Raw genomic sequence first — 20,096 nt, 5'->3', positions numbered from 1 at the left:
CGGTTTTTGTTTTGCTAGAGTGTTCGGATGCAGCAATATGTTATGCTGTTTACCGCAAACAAAAAACCCGGAAGTGTGTTCCGGGTTAATTGGTAGTAGAAGTTGTATTGTTGTTGGTGAGCTGTAATTGATTCTGTAAAATTTGTTTTGTTTCTGCCAATTTGGCTTGATCTAATTGATAATAGTAAATTCCATCGATATAAGAGTCGGAACCGGCTAGACTGAGCGTTTCAATATTCAGGCTGTTTCCAGCTTGGAGGTAACCGAGGAAGGATTTCATTTGATCAAAAGTTAAATCCGTTTCCATATTTTTTCCGACTGCATTCATAACGTCTGCGTAATTAGCCAGCGACTTCACGGAAGCTGCCTTCGTCATGATGGCCTTGAGAATTTGTTGCTGTCTCTGGCCCCGTTGGATATCACTGTCTTTTTTCCTTGTGCGGGCCAGGGCCAGGGCTTGTTCACCATTTAATGTTTGGACACCTTTTTCCAGCGTAATCGCTTTAGGATGGTCTTTTGAGTCTTGTTCTGAGAAAGTATAGGGAACATCGACGGTAATTCCATCAAGTGCATCGACGACATCGATAAAGGCATTGAAATTCATTTTTACATAGTAATCAACTGGGATATCGAGCAGTTCCTCGACTGTTTCCAGTGTCAGCTTGACACCGCCATAAGCATGGGCATGGTTGATTTTTGTATAAATATTTTTTTCCGGAATGTGAACATAGGAATCACGCGGAATGCTCAGCAGCTTAACAGATTTTTCAGTTTTATTAAAAGTGGCAAGCATTAGGGCATCAGAACGGCCTGGACCATTCTTTTTCCGTTTTTCGCTGTCATCGACACCAATAAATAAAATCGAGGTTTTGTCAATCGTCAGCGGCTTTGCCCGGGCACTGTCGCGGTCAATCGGCTTATACGACTTATTCATGACCGATTCCGCCTTATGGTACAATGTTCCGGCGTAAACACCCGCACCTACAAGCAATAATAATATTGGTGTCAAGATCCAGAACCAAATGCGTCTCCACTTTTTTTTCTTTTTTTGACTTTTTTTATAAGATTGTCTATCAATAGACATGCCGTTCCTCCTCAACGTAGAAAAATGTCTAATTCTGGCTAAAAAACTTGAATACTAAACTTTATTTTATAATAGATTACCAGATTGGTAAAATATTTTTTTGCAGACGCCGCAACCCCTATGTTTGGGCCCTAAACGAAAACCAAGCTTTTTGCGATGGCGTGATTTTTTTCCCAATTGTCATCTTATGCAAGTGCCAATATAATCATTATCAAAGATGAACCTTTTTTATCCAACGTTTTCCTCTAAATAAACGGTTTCTCCCTGGCGGATGGTGCATTGTCCGTTGGTTAATTCAATCATCCATTCTCTGAAGCTTGGAACCAGGCTTTCATCGACGTATGTTTCGATTTCAACCTTGTCTAAATAATGAATTTCTTTTATTTTATGTTCTGAGACACGCAGTTCCTTTTCGATTTTCCCAAGCCATGTGTAGTCGATCGTCGTATGAATTACTTGTTTCAATATTCGCTCGACAATGCCAATCGTATCCAGTCCTTCAGAGGTTGCTTTGCCGTAAGCGCGGATTAAACCGCCGGCACCTAATTTAATCCCACCAAAGTAACGGGTCACAACGACGACGGTATCTTTAAGGTTTCTTTTCTTCAACACTTCGAGCATCGGGACACCGGCTGTTCCCCCCGGCTCACCATCGTCATTGGCTTTCTGAATTTGATCATGTTCTCCGATAAGATAGGCAGAACAGTTATGAGTGGCGTTCCAATGCTTTTTCTTAACTTCTTGAATAAACGCTTGAGCTTCAGTTTCCGTTTCAGCACGTTTGATTTGTGCAATAAAGCGAGACTTTTGGATGATAATTTCATGTTCACCATATTCTTTCACGGTAAAGTAGCGCGACAGCATCAAAATTTTTCCTTTCTTTTTAAAAAAATTAATGAAATATACCTTTAATATTGGTGTAAAGTTCGAATGTTATAATATACAGGTGACGGCTGGCAAGTGAAATTTGCCTGCTATTCATCTATTATACTATTTTTTTAGGGATTTGCGGGTCTTTAGGGCGATTGGAAGGGGTTTTTAATAGGGTTTCGCCGCATCTATCGGTAAAACGTGATAAAAGACCTAAAGGGAAATGATAACCCTGGAGGAAATGAGAATGAAACTTGAACAAATACAGGTAAAATCAATTGATGAGATTCGTCAAGAAATGCTCGAAACCGTAACTTGCAGTAAGAGTGATATTTTTCAAATCAGTGAGCAATGTCGTCAAGATTACAATAAATTAACAAATGAATTGGCAGAAATCAAGTTGACCATGGCCAAGCTGCTGGAAGAAGGTGAACAGCTGCGGTCACAGGTTCAGAAGGCGCGAAACAAGCTGTCAAAAGTCAGCAGAAATTTTAAAAACTTTACGGAACAGGAAATCCGTAAAGCGTATGAACAGGCGCATCAGCTGCAAATGGATCTCTCAATAAATGACCAGCTTAAGAAGCAACTGCTTGAAAAAAGCAATGACCTGGAGTATCGGCTGATTGGCCTGACTGAGACGATCGAACGGGCAGACCAGTTGATTTCGCAAATCTCAGTGGTGATGAATTATTTGCAAAGTGATTTGAAACAGTTTGGTGAAGCCTATGAACACGCAAAAGCAAAGCAGGACTTTGGCTTGAAAATTATCGAGGCCCAGGAAGAAGAACGGAAACGCCTGTCACGGGAAATCCATGATGGACCCGCGCAAATGCTTGCCAATGTCATTGTCCGCTCTGATTTAATTGAACGTGTGTATCGTGAGGAGGGGCCAGAAGCCTCGCTAGTTGAGATTCAAAGCTTTAAAAAAATGATTCGCTCGGCGCTTTACGAAGTCCGCCGGATTATCTATGACCTTCGTCCCATGGCCCTTGATGATTTAGGCTTAGTCCCTACCCTCAGAAAATACTTACAAACGATCGAAGAATATCATAACCACTCACGTATTGAATTTGAAATGATCGGGCACGAACTAAGACTGCCGCCAAAGTATGAGGTTGCCCTTTTTCGTCTGATTCAGGAATCGGTACAGAATGCCTTGAAACATGCTAATGCCGGCCAAATTAAAGTAAGATTGGAACTCTCTACTACCGCAGTGTTGGTGATGATTAAGGACAATGGGGTTGGCTTCGATATGAATCAGAAAAAGCCGGAGTCCTTCGGGATGATCGGTATGAAAGAACGGGTCGATCTGCTAAATGGTGAAATCACCTTTGATTCAAAAATGGGTAAAGGTACCACAGTATCCATTCGTGTTCCATTAATCAACTAGTGTTACTTTAAGAAATGGGTTATCGAACTATCTTTCGGTTATAGGGTGGAAATAAATTTAGCTGAACTTCGTACACACTACCTTTATTTTCTAAAAGAGTAAAAAGGATCAGGAGGGGTACATAAATGACTACAAAAATAATTATTATTGATGACCACCAGTTGTTTAGGGAAGGTGTTAAAAGAATATTAGAGTTTGAAAAATCGTTTCAAGTGGTTGCTGAAGGTAATGATGGGACTGAAGCATTAACGCTTGTCGAAGAGTACCGCCCGGATGTCGTGATCATGGATATCAACATGCCGCAAATGAATGGTGTCGAAGCAACTCGCAAACTGGTTGAAAAATACCCGAAAACAAAAGTCATCATTTTATCGATTCACGATGATGAAAATTATGTGGCCCATGCGCTGCAAACCGGGGCAATGGGCTATCTATTAAAGGAAATGGATGCCGATGCCCTGATTGAAGCGGTTCGCGTTGTTGCTGACGGCGGCTCATACCTGCATCCAAAGGTGACGCATAATTTGGTGAAGGAATATCGCAAGCTTGCGGCCGGTGTCTCTCGCAGCGGTTCTTATTTGCCGGCAACCGAAATTCGCCGTCCGCTGCATTTATTAACGCGCCGCGAATGTGAAGTGCTGCAAATGCTGACCGATGGAAAAAGCAATCGTGGCATCGGCGAGGCCTTATATATCAGTGAAAAAACGGTCAAAAACCACGTCAGCAATATTTTGCAAAAAATGAACGTCAACGACCGCACGCAAGCCGTCGTTTCCGCCATCAAAAATGGCTGGGTGGAGGTCCGGTAAGAATGAACGGAAAATGAATAGCTTTAACAAAAGCACGCAGGCCGCTGCGTGTTTTTTAATGGAGCTCCTCTAGTGCCTTTCTTTATTTTGCCCCGAAATGATAGATAATGTCAGGGGCCTCTTATCTTTCTACTCCATAAAGAATTTGTATTTTCAATTTCACTCCATTAATTAAAATGAGATTCATAAATGAATACAAATTTCATAATTGAAATTAACATTATAAAATCTATCTTTACCTAAATCTGAATTTACTGAAAATTATAGTAATTTATTCCATTGGCACAAGATTTGCATGGATTACACTATATTACTACCACTTTAAGGAGGCGTAAAACTATGCAAGAATATCCGAACAAAAAAATAGGCGTTTCTGCTTCAGAACATCTTGATAGTGATGCTGCACACTTGGCTTCACTAGGATATGAATCTGAATTTCGCCGCGATATGAGTCCTTGGGCAAATTTTTCGCTAGGATTTACTTATCTTTCCCCAGTTGTAGGTGTGTACACGTTATTTGCGTACGCACTTGCGCAAGGTGGTCCACCAATGATTTGGAGCCTTATCATCTGCGGTCTCGGACAATTACTAGTTGCCCTTGTCTTTAGTGAGATTGTTGCACAATTCCCGGTTGCAGGAGGGGTTTATCCTTGGGCCCGAAGATTATGGGGGCGCAAATTTGCGTGGATGACCGGCTGGGTTTATTTAATTGCTTTGTTCGTAACCATTTCTAGTGTTGTATATGGAGCTGGGCCATTTCTGGCACAGATTTTAGGTTTTGAAATATCCGTGAACTCAACCATTGTTTGTGCAATCGTTATTCTTATACTTTCGACTATCATTAATTTTTTGGGCACAAAAGTTCTTGCAGCTGCAGCAGTCATTGGTTTTTCTGCTGAGCTTATCGGTGCGCTTGTAGTTGGTTTTTGGCTGCTTGCCACAGAAAGACATCATGGTCTCGGGGTGTTATTTGATTCTTTTGGTGCCGGGGGCGGCCATAACTACTTTTATGCATTTGCCGCAGCTGGATTAATTGGAACTTTTCTATATTTTGGGTTCGAGGCTTGTGGTGATGTGGCAGAAGAAGTACCCAATCCAGGTGTTCTGATCCCAAAGGCCATGCGCCGGACGATATACATTGGCGGTGCTGCCGCAGTTTTTGTTAGCCTTGCTTTAGTACTTTCCGTTGCTGATATTCCAGCAGTTATCTCTGGTAAAGACGTTACACCAGTTGATACATTGTTAACGAATGCATTTGGTAATGTTGGTGCAAAGATCGTTCTAGGGATTGTCTTGATTTCTTTCCTTTCATGTGCAATCAGCTTACAAGCGGCAGCCAGCAGACTAGCCTATTCTTATGGACGTGATGATATGATTGTCGGCAGCCGATTCTTAAAAAAGTTTTCACCCGCTCGTCACATTCCACCTTATTCGTTGCTTCTTGCAGCTATTGTTCCAGCAATCATTGTTCTTGGCTCAAAAGTGTCTGAAGATGCACTTACAAAGATCATTAGTTTTGCGTCATTTGGCATTTATATTGGATTCCAAATGGTTGTTCTTGCTGCACTTCGAGCTAGACTAAAAGGTTGGAAGCCAAGCGGGAAGTATCAATTGGGCCAGTGGGGACTGCCTGTGAATATCGGTGCGCTTATCTACGGAATCATCGCAATGGTCAACATGTGCTGGCCCAGAACACCGGAGGCACCTTGGTATGACAACTATATCGTGCTCATTTCAGGGGTCATTGTTATTGGTCTCGGATTACTTTATATGATGATTCATCGCAGCTACGGACATAGTGACATGCCGTATGATGATGCGATACCGAAAAAATATGTCTCTCCGCATAAACAAGCGCAATGATCTATCATATTTCAAATGGTGTTAATAGAGAAATGAAAAAAAAGAGGGTGCTTCCAAAAAAAATTTTGAAGGCACTCTCTTTTTTACGCTAGTAGCTATTGGATCCTTCGTATTTCCAAGAGGCTTTTCCACATTCAACCCCCTATACTTTTTTTGGCTAATGTTGAGAAAATTTCCTAATGCGTTTTTAACATATTCTCTATTTTCTTTAATTCTGTTTCGATATACGATCTCGTATGGTCAAATCCAATAATGGCTAAAACTTTTCCGTTATGATCCGTTAAAGGAGCAAAACTTGTTTTCCATTCTCCATAAATATCTTTATATAAAGGGGTTACTCCTGGCTTCCCATTCATCGCCTCAAATGCAACTTTCATCATTTCCGACGGACCCTCATATGTTTGTCCCGCTGGAATGATGAAATCTTCATCAGCAACAATCGTAAGAAATTTGTTATAATCTACCGGTTTAAAAATGTAGACCCACTCAATGATTCCTTCTTGTTCTCGTATTTTGGTTAGTTTTTCTTGAACCTTTTTATAGGTGGGGGTGGATGTTGAAATACTAGAATTATTCACTAATTCAGCAATTTCTTCCGGAAGAATGACAGCTGAAGTAACAATCGCCATGGATCGTAATTGTTTATTTAAATGTTGCTCCAGTATTTGTCTTTTATTGGAAGGAGAAAGAGCTGCCTGTTGTAATTTCTCACGAATTTTTTTATACTTTCTGCTCATTGTAGGTTGACTAATATCGAGTACTTTTGCTGCAAGTTTAACCGATTTATATTTTTCCATAGCCATATTAATCAGCTGTTCTTCAATCAAATCAACTGCTTCTTGCAGTGGCATTATTTGATGAACGATCGGCGGTTCTTCAATTTCAGTCTTTTTCCATGGAAGATAATGGTGAATTAGTTTTGAATCCACGTTTAATTCTTTGCTCGTGACGACAATTCGTTCAATCGTATTCTCTAGTTGCCGAACATTCCCCGGCCAATCGTAAATACAAAATAAATCAATCGCATCTGGTAAAATATGGATATTTCGCTGATATAACGTATTATACTTAGCTATGAAATGATAGATTAAGTACGGGATCTCCTCTGTTCTCTCCCTTAAAGAGGGGATTTCAATTGGTACGACATTTAACCGATAATATAAATCTTGTCTGAATCGTCCTTCTCTGACCATTTTTTCTAATGATTGATTTGTTGCAGCAATAATCTGGACATCAACATGAATCGGTTTTGAGCTCCCTAATGGGGTAACTTCTTTTTCTTGTAAAACTCGAAGTAATTTTACTTGCAAGTTCAGTGGCATTTCGGCAACTTCATCGAGAAAAATGATTCCTTCATTTGCTAGTTCAAATTTTCCGGGAGCCCCATTTTTGTTAGCCCCACTAAATGCTCCGCCTACGTAACCGAATAATTCACTTTCTAATAAATTTTCAGGAATGGCACCGCAGTTAACGGCAATAAACGGTTTAGAGCTTCGATTTCCTAATTGATGAATGGTTTTCGCGATCATTTCTTTTCCGACACCGGATTCCCCTAGTAAAAGAACGGTTGTAGATACTTTTGAAACCATTTCGATCGTGTGAAGTACCTCTTTCATTTTTGGACTATGGACGACAATCGGGGAAGTATGTTGGGTATTTGTGTCATCGGATTGTTCCATTGGCTCTATGACATGATCGGAAATACTTTTTAATCCCCATATGATTAATTCTCCACCCGCATGATTGGATGTAAACACGGTAATGAGAATATGATTGCCATTCCATGCCTTTAATTGAAGAGAATGTACCTCGCTTTTTAATAATTTTAAAATGGGATCACCAAAGAATGAAATTTCCTCGAGTTCAGTAAACATTCTTCCTTGCAAGGAGGTCGTGTTTGTAGACCAAAAGTTTTGCAGTTTTCCGCTCCGAAATAAAATCATTCCCTGTTTATCTGTTACAATAATTTCATTGTAAATGGATAGAATAATTGATTGATAGGCTTGAAGTAATTGTTCATTCGCTAAAATCATGGACACTCCCATCGAACACTTCCTTTTCAGTAGTTTGAATTTTTCTACTATTCCAAATAAATTATTTCATATTTGAATCGAAGTTTCAAATATGAATTTGTGGAATATAGGAAATGGATATGGTAAGGATTTCAATATTGAATGGATATTTTGTAAATGAAATTTTAACAATATTGCAAAGGTATAAAAACTTAGGAAATCCATATTTTAAAATTGGCACAGTTATTGCATTACTAGTGAAGTAAATAATATAATTTTCTGATTATTTATCCAAAAAATTATATTATGATTCAAAATCAAAGGAGGAATTTAGTGTGTACGAATCTACTAATCTCGATCTATTTCCCTACCCTTTTCATAATATTAAAGAAGGTTCTAACTATCGGTATTCCAACGACTTAAGAAAACTTGAAAAGGATCATACAAATTGTGTTGTCATCACACCAGAATATGAAAAACAAATCAAAAGAAAAAGAGAATTACTGAAAGAACAGCCTGCAGTAAGATTCCAATCCTATCCACATACGATGGCAATGCAATGGGAAGTAGTAGAAATGCTGATTGAAATGGCGGTTGATCGCTATCCGGAGCACTTTCAGGTAGAAAAGAACGGTAATCATTGGACTTTCCATAACTACATCTTAAATGAAACGGAATCGTTTATTTTTGGAGATGCATCCAGTATCGAGCTTGAGCCGCTTGATTTAATTGGCCGTCACTTTACCACGGACTTCGTTTTAATGGTTCACAGAGATGATAATCTATATTTGGAAGTCGCCCAAGAATCTTATGCCGCGTTATTCTCACCTCACTGGAATAAAGGAATGACCTTTGACGAAATTCACGCACCGGTGCCGTTTGTGTCACGTACGGGTGTACCGCTGGCTGAAAGAGTCCGTAATTTCTTAATCCGCAATGTTTTACCTGGTGAACCTTGGACGAGAATTAACTGGAACTTGATGGCGAATCGTTGGGATGTAAACTATGAAACCTTTGATACTTGGGGTCCAACACGCTTTTTGGTCACTCCTGAAAATGCCGGCGATCTCGTCAGACTGCGTGTAGAAGAACAATTTTTCTATCGGATGCCAAGAAGTAATGCGATTTTGTTCGTGTTAAATACGCAGTTCCTGGCAATGAAAGATTTAGTATTAAGGCCAGAATGGCTGAATCAAACCTACTCAATTCTTTCAGATATTCCAAAGCCAATGGCTGAATATAAAGGGTTTAGCCCGTTTATTGAGCCTACAGTGGAATATTTAAAAAACTTAGTCGAAAAAATAGAGTTCCAAACGAACTAAAGCCTTAAAGATTGGAGGTATCGAGAATGGTATATAGCAACCCGGTATTATTTGATAAATCGGTAACCATTGTAGAAAAATTTACGGTAAGACAGGATTGCAGAAAAATACTGATTATTTCTGCTGAACCAAAAGAAGCAGACGCCATCCAACAATTGATTGACGAAATAAATGGTCAAACAGAATATGAGCTCATTGAGTTTAATGATGAAACACAACTGAGCCATGTTAATGAAATATTAGATCAGCAAAAAATGGGGACGCAACTTTATATTTCAGCTAAATGGGAGGATGCTGTATCTATTTTTGCAGCGGCCATTGAGGCTGGCTTTTCAGAAGGTGAAATTCAGACACTAATTTCTGGCAAGAAGAAACGTTATGTTTATTGTTTAAAATGCTATCATTTGCAAGAAGCAGCGGCAGAAGAAACGGATATTGTCTGCGACCATTGCCAAATCAGTCTGGAAATTGGCCCTTTCTTCTCAAGAGAGCGCAAAGGATATATTGGCTATCCTTACAACCCTGCTTTTGCAACTACAAATTAACTGAAGGACATAACGATGGGAGTGATTTTGATGAAAGCATTCGGAAAGATTGAAGTATACGTAGGAAAAATAGTCCAGGAAACAAAATATATAAAGCGCTTCCACTTGTATCCGGTTGATCGAGAATTACTGCCTGCCTTTACCGGGGGATCCCATATTGCCACTTATGTAAAAAATGGCGCTGAGACCATTGAAAGGAACTACTCACTTGTTAGTCATCCAACCGACCGTACCCAATATGCGATTGCTATTCGGAAAGACGACCATTCAAGAGGTGGCTCTGTTTATTGGCATGATGAAATTAAAGTGGGAGATCGGTTAGAAATCAGTTGGCCAAAAAACCATTTCCCACTGGCTTTTAAAGCAGCGAAACATCACGTGTTTTATGCCGCCGGAATCGGGATTACTCCATTTATGACGATGATGGAAGATTTAACAGCTGAAGGTAAATCGTTCGAATTGCATTATGCGGCAAGAACAAAAGAGGATTGCGCGTTTTATGATTATTTGATGGCAAAATATCCTGGAAAATGTCATTTCTATTTTTCTAGAACAGAGATTCCGAAAAAAATGACACCTGTTACAATGGCTGAACATCGAATTGGCTCACATGTCTATTTCTGTGGACCCGCTTCAATGGTAAAAGAGTTTAGAGAAGCCGCTGAAAGCTATGGTTACCCAAGCTACGCCATTCATTTTGAATTATTTGCTGTTGCTGATAAAGGGCCAAAAAATCCTTTTGTTGTAAAACTGACGAACAGCAATAAGAAAGTGGCAGTTTCTGAAGAAGAAACGTTATTAGAAGCGCTATTAAAGGCTGGGGTTCAGGCTCCCCATTCTTGTAAAGTAGGCGGATGTGGGAGCTGCGAAGTGCAGGTGATGGAAGGAGAAGTGGATCATCGTGATCACTTCTACAAAGATGGTGAAAGAGGTTCAAAGAAAGTTATTTTAACTTGTTGCTCCAGAGCCAAAGAATCCGAAAAAGAGCTTGTTCTGGAACTGTAAACCAATTGTTCCACGCTCTAAAAGAGCTATTTAATATAATAGGAGGCGATAGTTATGACAACAACCACTCAAGTAATCGAATTAAAAATGTATATTAATGGGGAATGGCGGCTTTCCAGCAATCAAGATACCAATAAGGTGATGAACCCGGCAAATGGTGAATTAATTGCGATCGCTCCCAGAGCAACCGTTGAAGAAACGGAGGAAGCCATTAAAGCGGCAAAGGAAGCTTTTAATAGCGGTATTTGGTCTAAGATCAGTGCACAAGAACGTGCGGAATACCTCCTGAAAATTGCCGATAAAATCGATGAAAAACATGATGAGCTAGTAGAACTTGAAGTAAAAGATAATGGAAAAATTAAAGCGGAGGCTGATATTGATATCCATGATGCTGCATCTTGTTTCCGCTATTATGCAGGTCTGATTAGAACTCCGGATGGAGAAACGTACCATGTTGCCGATCCGGTACAAGCAATGGTTATTCGTGAACCAATTGGGGTTACAGGACTAATTGTACCATGGAACTTTCCATTCTTAATGAGTGTGTGGAAATTTGCTCCGGCATTAGCAGCTGGAAATACTATTGTCTATAAGCCTGCTGAGGTAACTCCAGTAACAGCGACGAAACTGGTTGAAATCATTGAAGAGGTTGGGGTTCCAAAAGGTGTCGTGAATCTAGTATTAGGAAAAGGTTCTGTAATTGGTGAGGTAATAGCGGCCAGCCCAGATGTCGATATGGTTTCATTTACCGGAAGCACTGAGGTTGGTAGAAGCATTATGCGCAATGCTGCAGGCAATTTGAAAAAAATCTCGCTTGAACTGGGTGGCAAGTCACCAAATATTATTTTTGCCGATGCCGATTTCGAAGCTGCTGTTGATAATGCCTTAGTTGGTATTTTCTTTGGTTCCGGTCAAGTATGTTCTGCTGGAAGCCGAATTATTGTCGAAGACAGCATTTATGATCAATTTGTTGAGGAGTTCGTCAGACGCGCTAAAAATATCAAAGTGGGACCAGGATTAGAAGAAGGCTCTGAAATGGGGGCCATTGTTAGTGAAGCACAATTGAATACCATTTTAGAATATATTGAAATCGGTAAACAAGAAGGTGCTACGCTCGCTTGCGGCGGTAACCGTCTGACGAAAAATGGGTTAGACAAAGGATTTTTTGTTGAACCAACTGTGTTCATTGATGTAACTCCGGAGATGCGGATTGTAAGAGAAGAAATCTTTGGGCCTGTTGCCGTGATTCAAAAATTCAAAGATGAGGAAGAAGCCATTAAACTGGCAAATGACACGATCTATGGCCTTGCAGGTGGTGTATTCACATCAGATGGTGCCAAAGCAATGCGGGTAATAAAGGAAGTACGGGCTGGTATTACTTGGATTAATACGTATGGCCCAACCTATAATGAAGCACCATGGCATGGATATAAACAAAGTGGTATAGGTTCAAGTCTTGGAACCTTTGGGCTGGATGAGTTCCAAGAAGTAAAACAAATTAACATCAATCTGGCGGTAGGACCAACAGGCTGGTTTTCAAACAAATAATAAGGAATGAGAAAAGAGGTTGGTTTAAAGATAGCAGCTGTCTTTGAATCAACCTCTTTTTAGTTATTAACTGTTTTCGCGTTAATTAATGCAATTTCTCTCCTTTTCGGATAAAATATTAACTATGTAGATAGTTAGTAGAAAAAGATAAGGATGGTTGCGATATGAAAACGGCAGTAGTAACCGATAGTACCGCGTACATTCCAAAGGAAATGCGAAAAAAAGCGAATATACATATGATCCCGTTGAATGTAATTTTTGGGGATGAGGTCTATCAAGAAGAAATCGATATCACCTGGGACCAGTTCTATGAAGAGGTCAAGACGAAGGAACTGCCTACTACATCACAACCGCCAATTGGCCAATTTGTCGAGTTATTTGAGAATTTAGCTGAAGATTACGACGCAGTTATCAGCGTCCACCTGTCCAGCGGTATTAGTGGCACATACCAAGGGGCAATTACAGCAGGTACGATGGTGGAAGGGATAAAGGTATATGCGTTTGACTCTGAAATTAGCTGCATGGTTCAAGGTTTTTATGCTTTAGAAGCTGCGGAATGGGCTGAACGGGGCGAGGACCCTGAGGTGATTATCGCCCGCTTGGAGGAATTGAAAGCAACAGCACGTGCTTATTTTATGGTAGATGATTTATCACACCTGCAGCGCGGCGGCCGTCTGTCGGGAGCTGCAGCTTTCTTTGGAAGTTTGTTACAGGTAAAACCGCTGCTGCATTTTGAAAATAAGGTCATCGTTCCGTTTGAAAAAATTCGAACACGGAAAAAGGCTTTAAAGCGAATTGCCGATTTGTTGGGGGAAGACGCTGCTAAAGGCGGGCAATATCGCGCCGTGATCATTCACGCTAACCGTGAACAAGAAGCACTGGAATGGCGTGATGAGCTGGCTGCCATGTACCCCAACGTTGAATTCTCGATTAGCTATTTCGGCGCAGTCATCGGTACCCACCTTGGCGAAGGCTCGATGGGGATGGGGTGGATGAAGAAATAAAACTGCAATAAAATTTGCTGCCATTCCGGTCTTGGCTGGAATGGTTTTTCTTAATCGTTAAAGTTCAAACAAATTTAACAATATCATTCACTCTTGGGGAGGGATTTTGACATTCTATGTCAAAGCAATCCAAAGGTATTTAAATTATTCCAAAAGAGGTGCCGCTATGCGTTTTCTCCTAAAAGATGGAAGGCTGACGTTCCAGAAAAGTTTTTCAAAAGACTCTCAGCGCATTTCGGAAATCCCGGATATCCCTCAGCCTCCGCTAAATCCCAATTTTCCATTCGACCCCAAACTCCAGCTATTCTTAACCGGAAAACAACTCCTATTAGATGATCTCCCGTTCTCGCTTGCAGAAATCCAAGCCCATTATGACAATGGATACATAACCTGCCGCAAAGGAATTGAATACGACGGGAAAAAGCTGTTATGTGCCAGGTGCGGCAATCAGGAGCCACACTGGTTCGCGACTTTCCCATGTGCCCGCTGTGGTGAAACCTGCCGCTATTGCCGGCATTGTCTGATGATGGGGCGAATCAGTGAATGTACACCGTTAATTGGCTGGAATGGCCCGGTTCCTGACACCGGCTCACCACAAAATATATTGGATTGGCAAGGGGCACTTTCCGAAGGTCAATTGGAAGCCTCCAATCGAGTGACTGAAGCGATATTGCAAGAGAAAGAGTGGTTAATTTGGGCAGTTTGCGGAGCGGGGAAGACAGAGGTGCTGTTTGCCGGGATTGAGGCCGGGATTGCAGCCGGCAAAAGAATTTGTATTGCAACCCCAAGAACAGATGTCGTGCTTGAACTTACTCCCCGGATAAGAGCAGCATTTCCGAAGATAGAGGTTGCTTCACTTTATGGTGGCAGCCAGGACCGCCATACGTACGCCCCGCTGACGATCGCAACTACCCACCAGCTGCTGCGTTTTTATCATGCCTTTGATGCGCTCATTTTAGATGAGGTTGATGCCTTTCCTTATACAGTGGAGGAATCGCTTCAATATGCAGCGGTTCAGGCACGCAAACCGGAGTCGGCGATTGTTTACTTAACGGCTACCCCGAATGTCAAATGGCAAAAGGAATGCCTTTCCGGAAAAAGAGCATTTACCGTCATCCCCGCTAGGTTCCATCGCCATCCTCTGCCTGTCCCTGAATTCGTCTGGTGCGGAAATTGGCAAAAGCAGCTTCAGCAAAATAAACTCCCGACAAATCTACTCAAATGGATTCAAAAACGGCTGGAGGTCGGCAAACAGGCGCTAGTCTTTTTTCCACATATTCCGCTAATGGAAAAAGCCCTCCACATTCTAAGAAAGTTTGTCCCCAATATTGAAGCAGTTCATGCCGAAGATCCTGAACGGAAAGAAAAAGTATTAAGAATGCGCTCCAAGGAAATCGCGTTGCTGCTGACGACTACGATTCTCGAGCGGGGCGTTACTTTCCCTAATATCGATGTTGCGGTTGTCGGAGCGGAGGATGACATTTTTAGCGAAAGTGCCCTGGTACAAATCGCTGGTCGAGCCGGCAGGAGTAAGGACTTCCCTGATGGGGTGGTGACCTTTTTCCACTATGGAAAAACTGAGGCAATGGTAAGTGCGCAGCGGCAAATTGTATCCATGAACAAAGAAGGTGTTAAGCGCAAGTTGATTGATCTGTAACACTCCCACGGCTAAAGCCAGTGGGATTCTAAGACTAATACACCTGTAAGAAAGGGGATATTTCAAATGGTTCTTTTTCCAGAAAATTATTGTCTGATTTGTCATCAGCGGATGATGCCGGAGATTGGCTGGAGAGCAATTTTTTCAGTAGAAAAAGAACGGCTGATTTGCACCGAATGTAAAGGGAAGCTGGAGAAAATCTCCGGGGAAACATGCCGAATCTGTGGCCGCCCATTATGTTTGGTTGAAGAGAAATTTCGCGATGGCGATCTCTGTCACGATTGTTTCCGTTGGGAGGAGGATGGGCAATGGCAGGGGTTTTTGACAAAAAACTACTCGTTATTTCTTTACAATGAGTTTGTAAAAGAAGTGATTGCTAAGTATAAATTTCGCGGCGATTATGCACTTGCCAGAGTGTTTGCTGCTTATTTAAAGGAGGTCATAAAGAACCTGGAAGCTGATTTATTTGTCCCGATACCTTTAAGCGAAGTAAGGCTGTATGAGCGCGGCTTTAATCAAGCGTCTGCACTGTTGGTGGAAGCGGGTCTGCCTTCTTCGGAAATCCTCACCCGCATCCATTCAGAGAAACAATCAAAAAAGTCAAGATTAGAACGGATCCACCATCCCCAAGTATTCAAGCTCATCCCCGAAGCAGATATCCAAGATAAAAAGATTCTTCTCATCGATGATGTCTACACCACCGGCTCAACCGTAAGGCACGCAGCAAAACTGCTCAAACAAGCAGGAGCCCAAAGCATCCAATCGGTAACGCTTGCCCGATAATCGTGTCAATAGTGGTGCGTTACAATAGTGGTGTCAACAATAGTGGTGTCAGGCACCACAAAAAGACAAAAACGCCATTTTGTCCACTGGAGATGGACACATTTTTTGCCAAAGTGTCCATCCCATACGGACAAATGTCCACGAGTGGTGTCAGGCACCAGTGAAGGAACCATCAAGATATTTCAATAGCGCATTTTTAGGGCTTTGTTGGCGTTTTCGATGTCGTGGCCGAGTAGGCGGCCTAAGTCGTAGGCCGGATAGTAGCCGTGTTTGTGCATGTAGTTGAATACTCTTTCATGGCCATGGATGGCGCCTGTAAGCTGACGGGTTAGAACCTTACGCAATGAAGGTGTTGCTGTTTCCGTAATCGCCGCCGCAAGATTTCGCACCAAACTTTTGGAAAGGGCGAGCAAGTCAGCAGCGAAAAAGCCCAAGTCTTCACGAGCATCATTGTCACGCGATTGATAGCCTTGCGCCTGTGGGTAAAATTTAAGCAGTTCATTCAAATTTGTTTCAAGATCATGAATACCTTTTCGATAAAGCTCCTTTAATTCATTATCGGTTACTTTATTAATTGACATTTTTAACTTCATTAATCCGGTTGCTTGGAAAGCAACTAATTCATGCAGCTCCAATGTTTCGTGCCAGGCAAGCAGTCTTCTCTCTTCTTGAGTCATCACGGGGCCCTCCTTAATTTTTACATCAATTTACCTTATTCATGGCCCTTTTTACTGGAAAGTTGTCCCTTGTAATATTAAAATATAATTGAGCCGTTGCTCAGGTATAAAATTACCTTCCCAGGAAAAGGTGGTGTTGAAGCATTGTCACTATTTACCCAATGTTTTTGTCAATAATTCGACAAATAATTTCTTCCTAATTAGCAGGAGAATCATAGGGTAAAATAGAAATGTAACTACATAGCCTTAAAAAAAGGAGGAATCCACAGATGAACTATAACGTACGTGGTGAAAACATTGAGGTAACTCCAGCAATTAGAGAATATGTTGAAAAGAAAATTTCTAAATTGGAGCGTTATTTTACTGAAGCACCCGATGCAAAAGTAAATGTTAATCTTAGATTCAATCCAGATAAAACATCAAAGGTTGAGATCACCATTCCGCTGCAAAATTTAGTTTTACGTGCGGAAGAGACCAATTCTGATATGTATGCGGCGATTGACTTGATTGGTGACAAACTAGAGCGTCAAATTCGGAAACATAAAACAAAAATTAACCGCAAATTCCGTGAGAAAGGGACCGTTCCTTTCCAATTTACTAATACAAATAACGATGTTCATGACGATGATGAACTAGAGCTAGTCCGTACAAAACGCTTTGATCTAAAGCCAATGGACAGTGAAGAAGCGATTCTGCAAATGAACCTGTTAGGTCATAACTTCTATGTATTTACTAACGCTGAAACAAACCGCACTAACGTGGTTTACAAGCGTAAAGACGGCCGCTATGGCTTAATTGAAGCACAATAATTAGAGTTCTCAAAAAACGCTGCCCCTGTTTCCAGGCAGCGTTTTTTGGCTAATAAATAAGCAGGAATTGCTTGCGGATAGGCAGTCGTTACTTGCGCCGGCTTAATTCCCTGCTAACCCAATATGGGGTACCGCCAACATTTCGGAAATTTTGAACGCTAAACAAAATTCAACATAAAAAAGCCAAGAACCTGTACGCAATGGGATTTGGCTTTTGTTATTGATTAATTATTTTTCAAAGGTCTAGCATCTAGCATGTTAGCAGGTATTTTATTTGAATCAAACTTGTATTCCCCCAAGAAGATTAATATGTTCCCAGCTCAGTGGTGAAATATGTGGGAGTAATTCCTCCTTCAGGGCATGATTCTTCTTAAATTCTTTTGTTGCTTCTCCTAAAAACTCCGTGTTCCAAACGCTTATCGCATTGATTATATATTTAAAGCACTTGCCCTTTGTAGTTGATTCTGTACACCACGCTCTCTTAATTCCCCACGCTTACCAAAAAATAGGGCACCGGCTAGTCCATTCATGGCTTCTCCCTTATTTAACCCAAGATGTCTTCTTCTTAATGTTTCATTCGTAATGTAGTCAAGAATAAAAATTGTCTTTTCAATTCTTCCAATTTCCCGAAGTGCTGTTGCAATGTTGCTTTGTCTTGCATATGAGCCTAGTTTTCCCATCATTAATGACCCAGAAGCCCTTCCTTCCCTAATTGAATGTGCCAGCCTTAATACATCATCAAAATTTTCATTAATGACCTTCGTGTTAATCTTGCCTCGTAATATGCCTTTTATATTTGGAAAGTCATTAGGCGAAGAAATGGTATATAACTTTGCGTCACTTATATCTCTTAGCATTGGTGCGAAACGGAATCCCAATAAATGACTTAACCCAAAAACTTGATCCGTAGCCGACTGCCTTCAACCTAAACATCACCAGAACGGATATGGTTTTTGAGTTCTGTTAAGGCCGCCATTTCATAATATTGACGAATAGTTTTTTACTTTGCATATAAGAAATAGTGATGCTTTTGTTTTTTTTTCCAATTAACCATAAATATATATTGATTATTTATCCATTTAAGTATAAAATTTGCATCGACTAGACTGTTCAGTTCAATTATTAAAATAGACTATCTATTATTGGGGTGTTGACAATGAGGGAGAAAATTATCCAAGCAGCCTTAAAACTATTTTCGGAAAAAGGTTATCATTTGACTAATGTTCAAGAAATAGCAAATTGTACAGGAATCGCACGGGGTACTCTTTATACCCACTTTTCCTCAAAGAAGAGTATTCTTGTAGCTATTTATGAACATTACTTAGATTGTCTTTATAAAAGTTTGGATAAGGAACCCCCCCATGTAAAAGGAACGTTTGACCAGAGAATAGATTATTTGCACGGCGTTTTAAAGAGCTATTTGTCGGTTGCTTTAGAACATGAAGATTTCCTTATCATGCAAATGAAGGAACAGAATATAAATGACGAATCAGTAATCGGGTTTATTCAAGATAAACGGAATAAAATCTACCGTAGATTTCAAGAACTGATGAAATATGTTGGTGGAAAAGAATTGAATCACTGTGTATTAGATATGGCTATTATTCTAAATAGTCTGATTGAGGAATACTCTGCAGTTGTCATCCTGGATGGCGCCGATATTTCTATTGATGATTTGGTTGGTTTTATATCAGACACGGTTGTTTGTGTATTTAATGGATTCAAAAGCAAAGAGATAGAACCAATTTTAAGCGAAAACTATTTGCAGAGAGTAGAGGCAAATAATAAAAACATTTACATCGGTGAAATCTACGAAAAGCTCTGCTCTATTAATAAAATTATTCAAAGCGTTTATCTGTCCCCAGATTCCATTCGCGAAGTAGAATCATCGCTTATTTTAATCAATAGTGAAATGAAGAAAAAGAACCCGGATATCATCATCGTAAAAGGGATGTTACGAAATATCGCCCAGGTTAATGAAGTGAAATTCATTGCGGAGAATTTACTTGAAGTTTTTGAAAAACTTGAAAATAATAAGAGGTGAATTTAATGTTGGGTGAACTAATCGAGGTTGTAAAATTTTTAATAGAAATTTTTAAGGGAAATATACCAGGAACTCAATTATACGTTATGTTAGGAATAATAATCATTGTTGTTGCTGCTGAAATAATATATGAAATTAGAAAAAAACAATATAAAATATTGAATCTGATTGTAGAACGTTTCTTTTTAAATACAATAGGAGTAATTTTTTATTTGAGCTTTTATATGTTTAGCTTAAAGTTGATCATGAAGGTATTGCCCTCACTGATTCCTGATTACTCCATTGAATTAGGGAGTTGGTTGGCTATTATATCTTATACAAGTATGATCATATTAGCTCCCCTTGCTATATATGCAGCTAAGCATAAGAATCCGATAGTTAAGGTTATCGGGGCAACCATTCACACAATCATAATTGGGCTCTTAATTAATTTGATGAATTTCTATTGGAAACCAAATATTGAATTTCCAATTCTTCTGTTAATTCTTAACATGTTCGTTAATACTGCATTAAGCTTTGTGATTATCATATATGGTACAGCAATTGACAATAAAGAGAAAAATAAACCAAAATCTAAAACGACTTCCTCTTGAGGGAGTCGTTTTCTTATATATGTAAATGAACAGAAAAGTTAAGAACAAAGCAATAATGTTAGAAGAATGTAATACAAGTAA

General features: G+C 40.2%; 17 protein-coding genes and 1 pseudogene. 13 read left to right on the top strand and 5 right to left on the bottom strand.

All coding sequences use genetic code 11. The annotated features are described in order from the left end of the window. Positions 1 to 85 precede the first annotated feature (85 nt). Together JK635_RS23085 and JK635_RS23080 are read right to left on the bottom strand one after the other, a co-directional pair. A complete protein-coding gene (locus JK635_RS23085; RefSeq protein WP_202656295.1) occupies positions 86 to 1,084 on the bottom strand; it encodes an LCP family protein in 999 nt (332 codons plus the stop codon). 228 nt (positions 1,085 to 1,312) lie between these two features. After that, a complete protein-coding gene (locus tag JK635_RS23080) occupies positions 1,313 to 1,948 on the bottom strand; it encodes a YigZ family protein (RefSeq protein WP_202656294.1) in 636 nt (211 codons plus the stop codon). A gap of 253 nt (positions 1,949 to 2,201) precedes the next feature. On the opposite strand from JK635_RS23080, the gene JK635_RS23075 reads away from it, so the two are divergent. From JK635_RS23075 to JK635_RS23065, 3 genes are all read left to right on the top strand, one after another. Beyond that, positions 2,202 to 3,344, top strand: a complete 1,143-nt coding sequence (locus JK635_RS23075) for a sensor histidine kinase (RefSeq protein ID WP_202656293.1) — start codon at positions 2,202 to 2,204, stop codon at positions 3,342 to 3,344. A gap of 125 nt (positions 3,345 to 3,469) precedes the next feature. After that, positions 3,470 to 4,153: a response regulator gene (locus JK635_RS23070; protein WP_202656292.1), complete on the top strand. Its 684-nt coding sequence runs from the start codon at positions 3,470 to 3,472 to the stop codon at positions 4,151 to 4,153. Positions 4,154 to 4,492: 339 nt separating this feature from the next. Further along, a complete protein-coding gene (locus JK635_RS23065; protein WP_202656291.1) occupies positions 4,493 to 6,016 on the top strand; it encodes an APC family permease in 1,524 nt (507 codons plus the stop codon). A gap of 176 nt (positions 6,017 to 6,192) precedes the next feature. Here the strand turns inward: JK635_RS23065 and JK635_RS23060 are convergent, their stop codons facing one another. Further along, on the bottom strand, positions 6,193 to 8,061 hold the full coding sequence (locus JK635_RS23060; protein ID WP_202656290.1) for a sigma-54 interaction domain-containing protein: 1,869 nt from the start codon (positions 8,059 to 8,061) through the stop codon (positions 6,193 to 6,195). A gap of 302 nt (positions 8,062 to 8,363) precedes the next feature. Between JK635_RS23060 and JK635_RS23055 the strand changes: the two genes are divergently transcribed. The 7 genes from JK635_RS23055 (at position 8,364) to JK635_RS23025 (ending at position 15,892) form a co-directional block, all read left to right on the top strand. Then, positions 8,364 to 9,350 (top strand): heme-dependent oxidative N-demethylase family protein, encoded by a 987-nt coding sequence (locus JK635_RS23055; protein WP_202656289.1) that lies wholly within the window; start codon positions 8,364 to 8,366, stop codon positions 9,348 to 9,350. A gap of 26 nt (positions 9,351 to 9,376) precedes the next feature. After that, positions 9,377 to 9,895: a dimethylamine monooxygenase subunit DmmA family protein gene (locus JK635_RS23050; RefSeq protein ID WP_202656288.1), complete on the top strand. Its 519-nt coding sequence runs from the start codon at positions 9,377 to 9,379 to the stop codon at positions 9,893 to 9,895. 30 nt (positions 9,896 to 9,925) lie between these two features. Next, positions 9,926 to 10,900: a PDR/VanB family oxidoreductase gene (locus tag JK635_RS24840; RefSeq protein ID WP_202656287.1), complete on the top strand. Its 975-nt coding sequence runs from the start codon at positions 9,926 to 9,928 to the stop codon at positions 10,898 to 10,900. Positions 10,901 to 10,954: 54 nt separating this feature from the next. Then, a complete protein-coding gene (locus tag JK635_RS23040; protein WP_235888333.1) occupies positions 10,955 to 12,448 on the top strand; it encodes an aldehyde dehydrogenase family protein in 1,494 nt (497 codons plus the stop codon). A 164-nt stretch (positions 12,449 to 12,612) separates the two neighbouring features. After that, positions 12,613 to 13,452, top strand: a complete 840-nt coding sequence (locus tag JK635_RS23035) for a DegV family protein (protein WP_202656286.1) — start codon at positions 12,613 to 12,615, stop codon at positions 13,450 to 13,452. A 166-nt stretch (positions 13,453 to 13,618) separates the two neighbouring features. Beyond that, entirely contained in the window at positions 13,619 to 15,109 is a 1,491-nt protein-coding gene (locus JK635_RS23030) for an ATP-dependent helicase ComFA (RefSeq protein ID WP_202656284.1), read from the top strand. A gap of 66 nt (positions 15,110 to 15,175) precedes the next feature. After that, complete coding sequence (locus tag JK635_RS23025; protein WP_202656282.1) at positions 15,176 to 15,892, top strand: ComFC family protein; 717 nt, start codon at positions 15,176 to 15,178, stop codon at positions 15,890 to 15,892. Positions 15,893 to 16,074: 182 nt separating this feature from the next. On the opposite strand, the gene JK635_RS23020 is transcribed toward JK635_RS23025, so the two are convergent. Further along, complete coding sequence (locus tag JK635_RS23020; protein ID WP_202656281.1) at positions 16,075 to 16,569, bottom strand: spore coat protein; 495 nt, start codon at positions 16,567 to 16,569, stop codon at positions 16,075 to 16,077. A 269-nt stretch (positions 16,570 to 16,838) separates the two neighbouring features. Between JK635_RS23020 and hpf the strand changes: the two genes are divergently transcribed. Then, positions 16,839 to 17,378, top strand: a complete 540-nt coding sequence (gene hpf, locus JK635_RS23015; protein WP_202656280.1) for a ribosome hibernation-promoting factor, HPF/YfiA family — start codon at positions 16,839 to 16,841, stop codon at positions 17,376 to 17,378. Positions 17,379 to 17,657: 279 nt separating this feature from the next. On the opposite strand, the pseudogene JK635_RS23010 reads toward hpf, so the two are convergent. Beyond that, positions 17,658 to 18,235: pseudogene (locus JK635_RS23010) on the bottom strand (Tn3 family transposase). Between the two features lie 299 nt (positions 18,236 to 18,534). Here JK635_RS23010 and JK635_RS23005 point away from each other — a divergent pair. Both JK635_RS23005 and JK635_RS23000 read left to right on the top strand, forming a co-directional pair. Continuing rightward, positions 18,535 to 19,422 carry a TetR/AcrR family transcriptional regulator gene (locus JK635_RS23005; protein WP_202656279.1) on the top strand — a complete coding sequence of 296 codons (888 nt, stop codon included), beginning with the start codon at positions 18,535 to 18,537 and terminating at the stop codon, positions 19,420 to 19,422. Between the two features lie 5 nt (positions 19,423 to 19,427). Continuing rightward, positions 19,428 to 20,015: a hypothetical protein gene (locus JK635_RS23000; RefSeq protein WP_202656278.1), complete on the top strand. Its 588-nt coding sequence runs from the start codon at positions 19,428 to 19,430 to the stop codon at positions 20,013 to 20,015. Positions 20,016 to 20,096 lie beyond the last annotated feature (81 nt).

The organism is Neobacillus paridis (assembly GCF_016765675.1).
Classification (GTDB): domain Bacteria; phylum Bacillota; class Bacilli; order Bacillales; family Cytobacillaceae; genus Neobacillus; species Neobacillus paridis.
The sequence above is the reverse complement of the archived record's forward strand: the minus strand, read 5'-3'. Positions and strand labels throughout refer to the sequence as shown.

Bases quoted from the DNA above. Each gene is read 5' to 3' on its own strand.
- JK635_RS23060 (WP_202656290.1), bottom strand. From the start codon at position 8,061: ATGGGAGTGTCCATGATTTTAGCGAATGAACAATTACTTCAAGCCTAT.
- JK635_RS23035 (WP_202656286.1), top strand. From the start codon at position 12,613: ATGAAAACGGCAGTAGTAACCGATAGTACCGCGTACATTCCAAAGGAA.
- JK635_RS23000 (WP_202656278.1), top strand. From the start codon at position 19,428: ATGTTGGGTGAACTAATCGAGGTTGTAAAATTTTTAATAGAAATTTTT.
- JK635_RS23050 (WP_202656288.1), top strand. From the start codon at position 9,377: ATGGTATATAGCAACCCGGTATTATTTGATAAATCGGTAACCATTGTA.
- JK635_RS23065 (WP_202656291.1), top strand. From the start codon at position 4,493: ATGCAAGAATATCCGAACAAAAAAATAGGCGTTTCTGCTTCAGAACAT.
- JK635_RS23030 (WP_202656284.1), top strand. From the start codon at position 13,619: ATGCGTTTTCTCCTAAAAGATGGAAGGCTGACGTTCCAGAAAAGTTTT.
- JK635_RS23040 (WP_235888333.1), top strand. From the start codon at position 10,955: ATGACAACAACCACTCAAGTAATCGAATTAAAAATGTATATTAATGGG.
- JK635_RS23070 (WP_202656292.1), top strand. From the start codon at position 3,470: ATGACTACAAAAATAATTATTATTGATGACCACCAGTTGTTTAGGGAA.
- JK635_RS23005 (WP_202656279.1), top strand. From the start codon at position 18,535: ATGAGGGAGAAAATTATCCAAGCAGCCTTAAAACTATTTTCGGAAAAA.
- JK635_RS23075 (WP_202656293.1), top strand. From the start codon at position 2,202: ATGAAACTTGAACAAATACAGGTAAAATCAATTGATGAGATTCGTCAA.
- JK635_RS23020 (WP_202656281.1), bottom strand. From the start codon at position 16,569: ATGACTCAAGAAGAGAGAAGACTGCTTGCCTGGCACGAAACATTGGAG.
- JK635_RS24840 (WP_202656287.1), top strand. From the start codon at position 9,926: ATGAAAGCATTCGGAAAGATTGAAGTATACGTAGGAAAAATAGTCCAG.
- JK635_RS23085 (WP_202656295.1), bottom strand. From the start codon at position 1,084: ATGTCTATTGATAGACAATCTTATAAAAAAAGTCAAAAAAAGAAAAAA.
- hpf (WP_202656280.1), top strand. From the start codon at position 16,839: ATGAACTATAACGTACGTGGTGAAAACATTGAGGTAACTCCAGCAATT.
- JK635_RS23080 (WP_202656294.1), bottom strand. From the start codon at position 1,948: ATGCTGTCGCGCTACTTTACCGTGAAAGAATATGGTGAACATGAAATT.
- JK635_RS23025 (WP_202656282.1), top strand. From the start codon at position 15,176: ATGGTTCTTTTTCCAGAAAATTATTGTCTGATTTGTCATCAGCGGATG.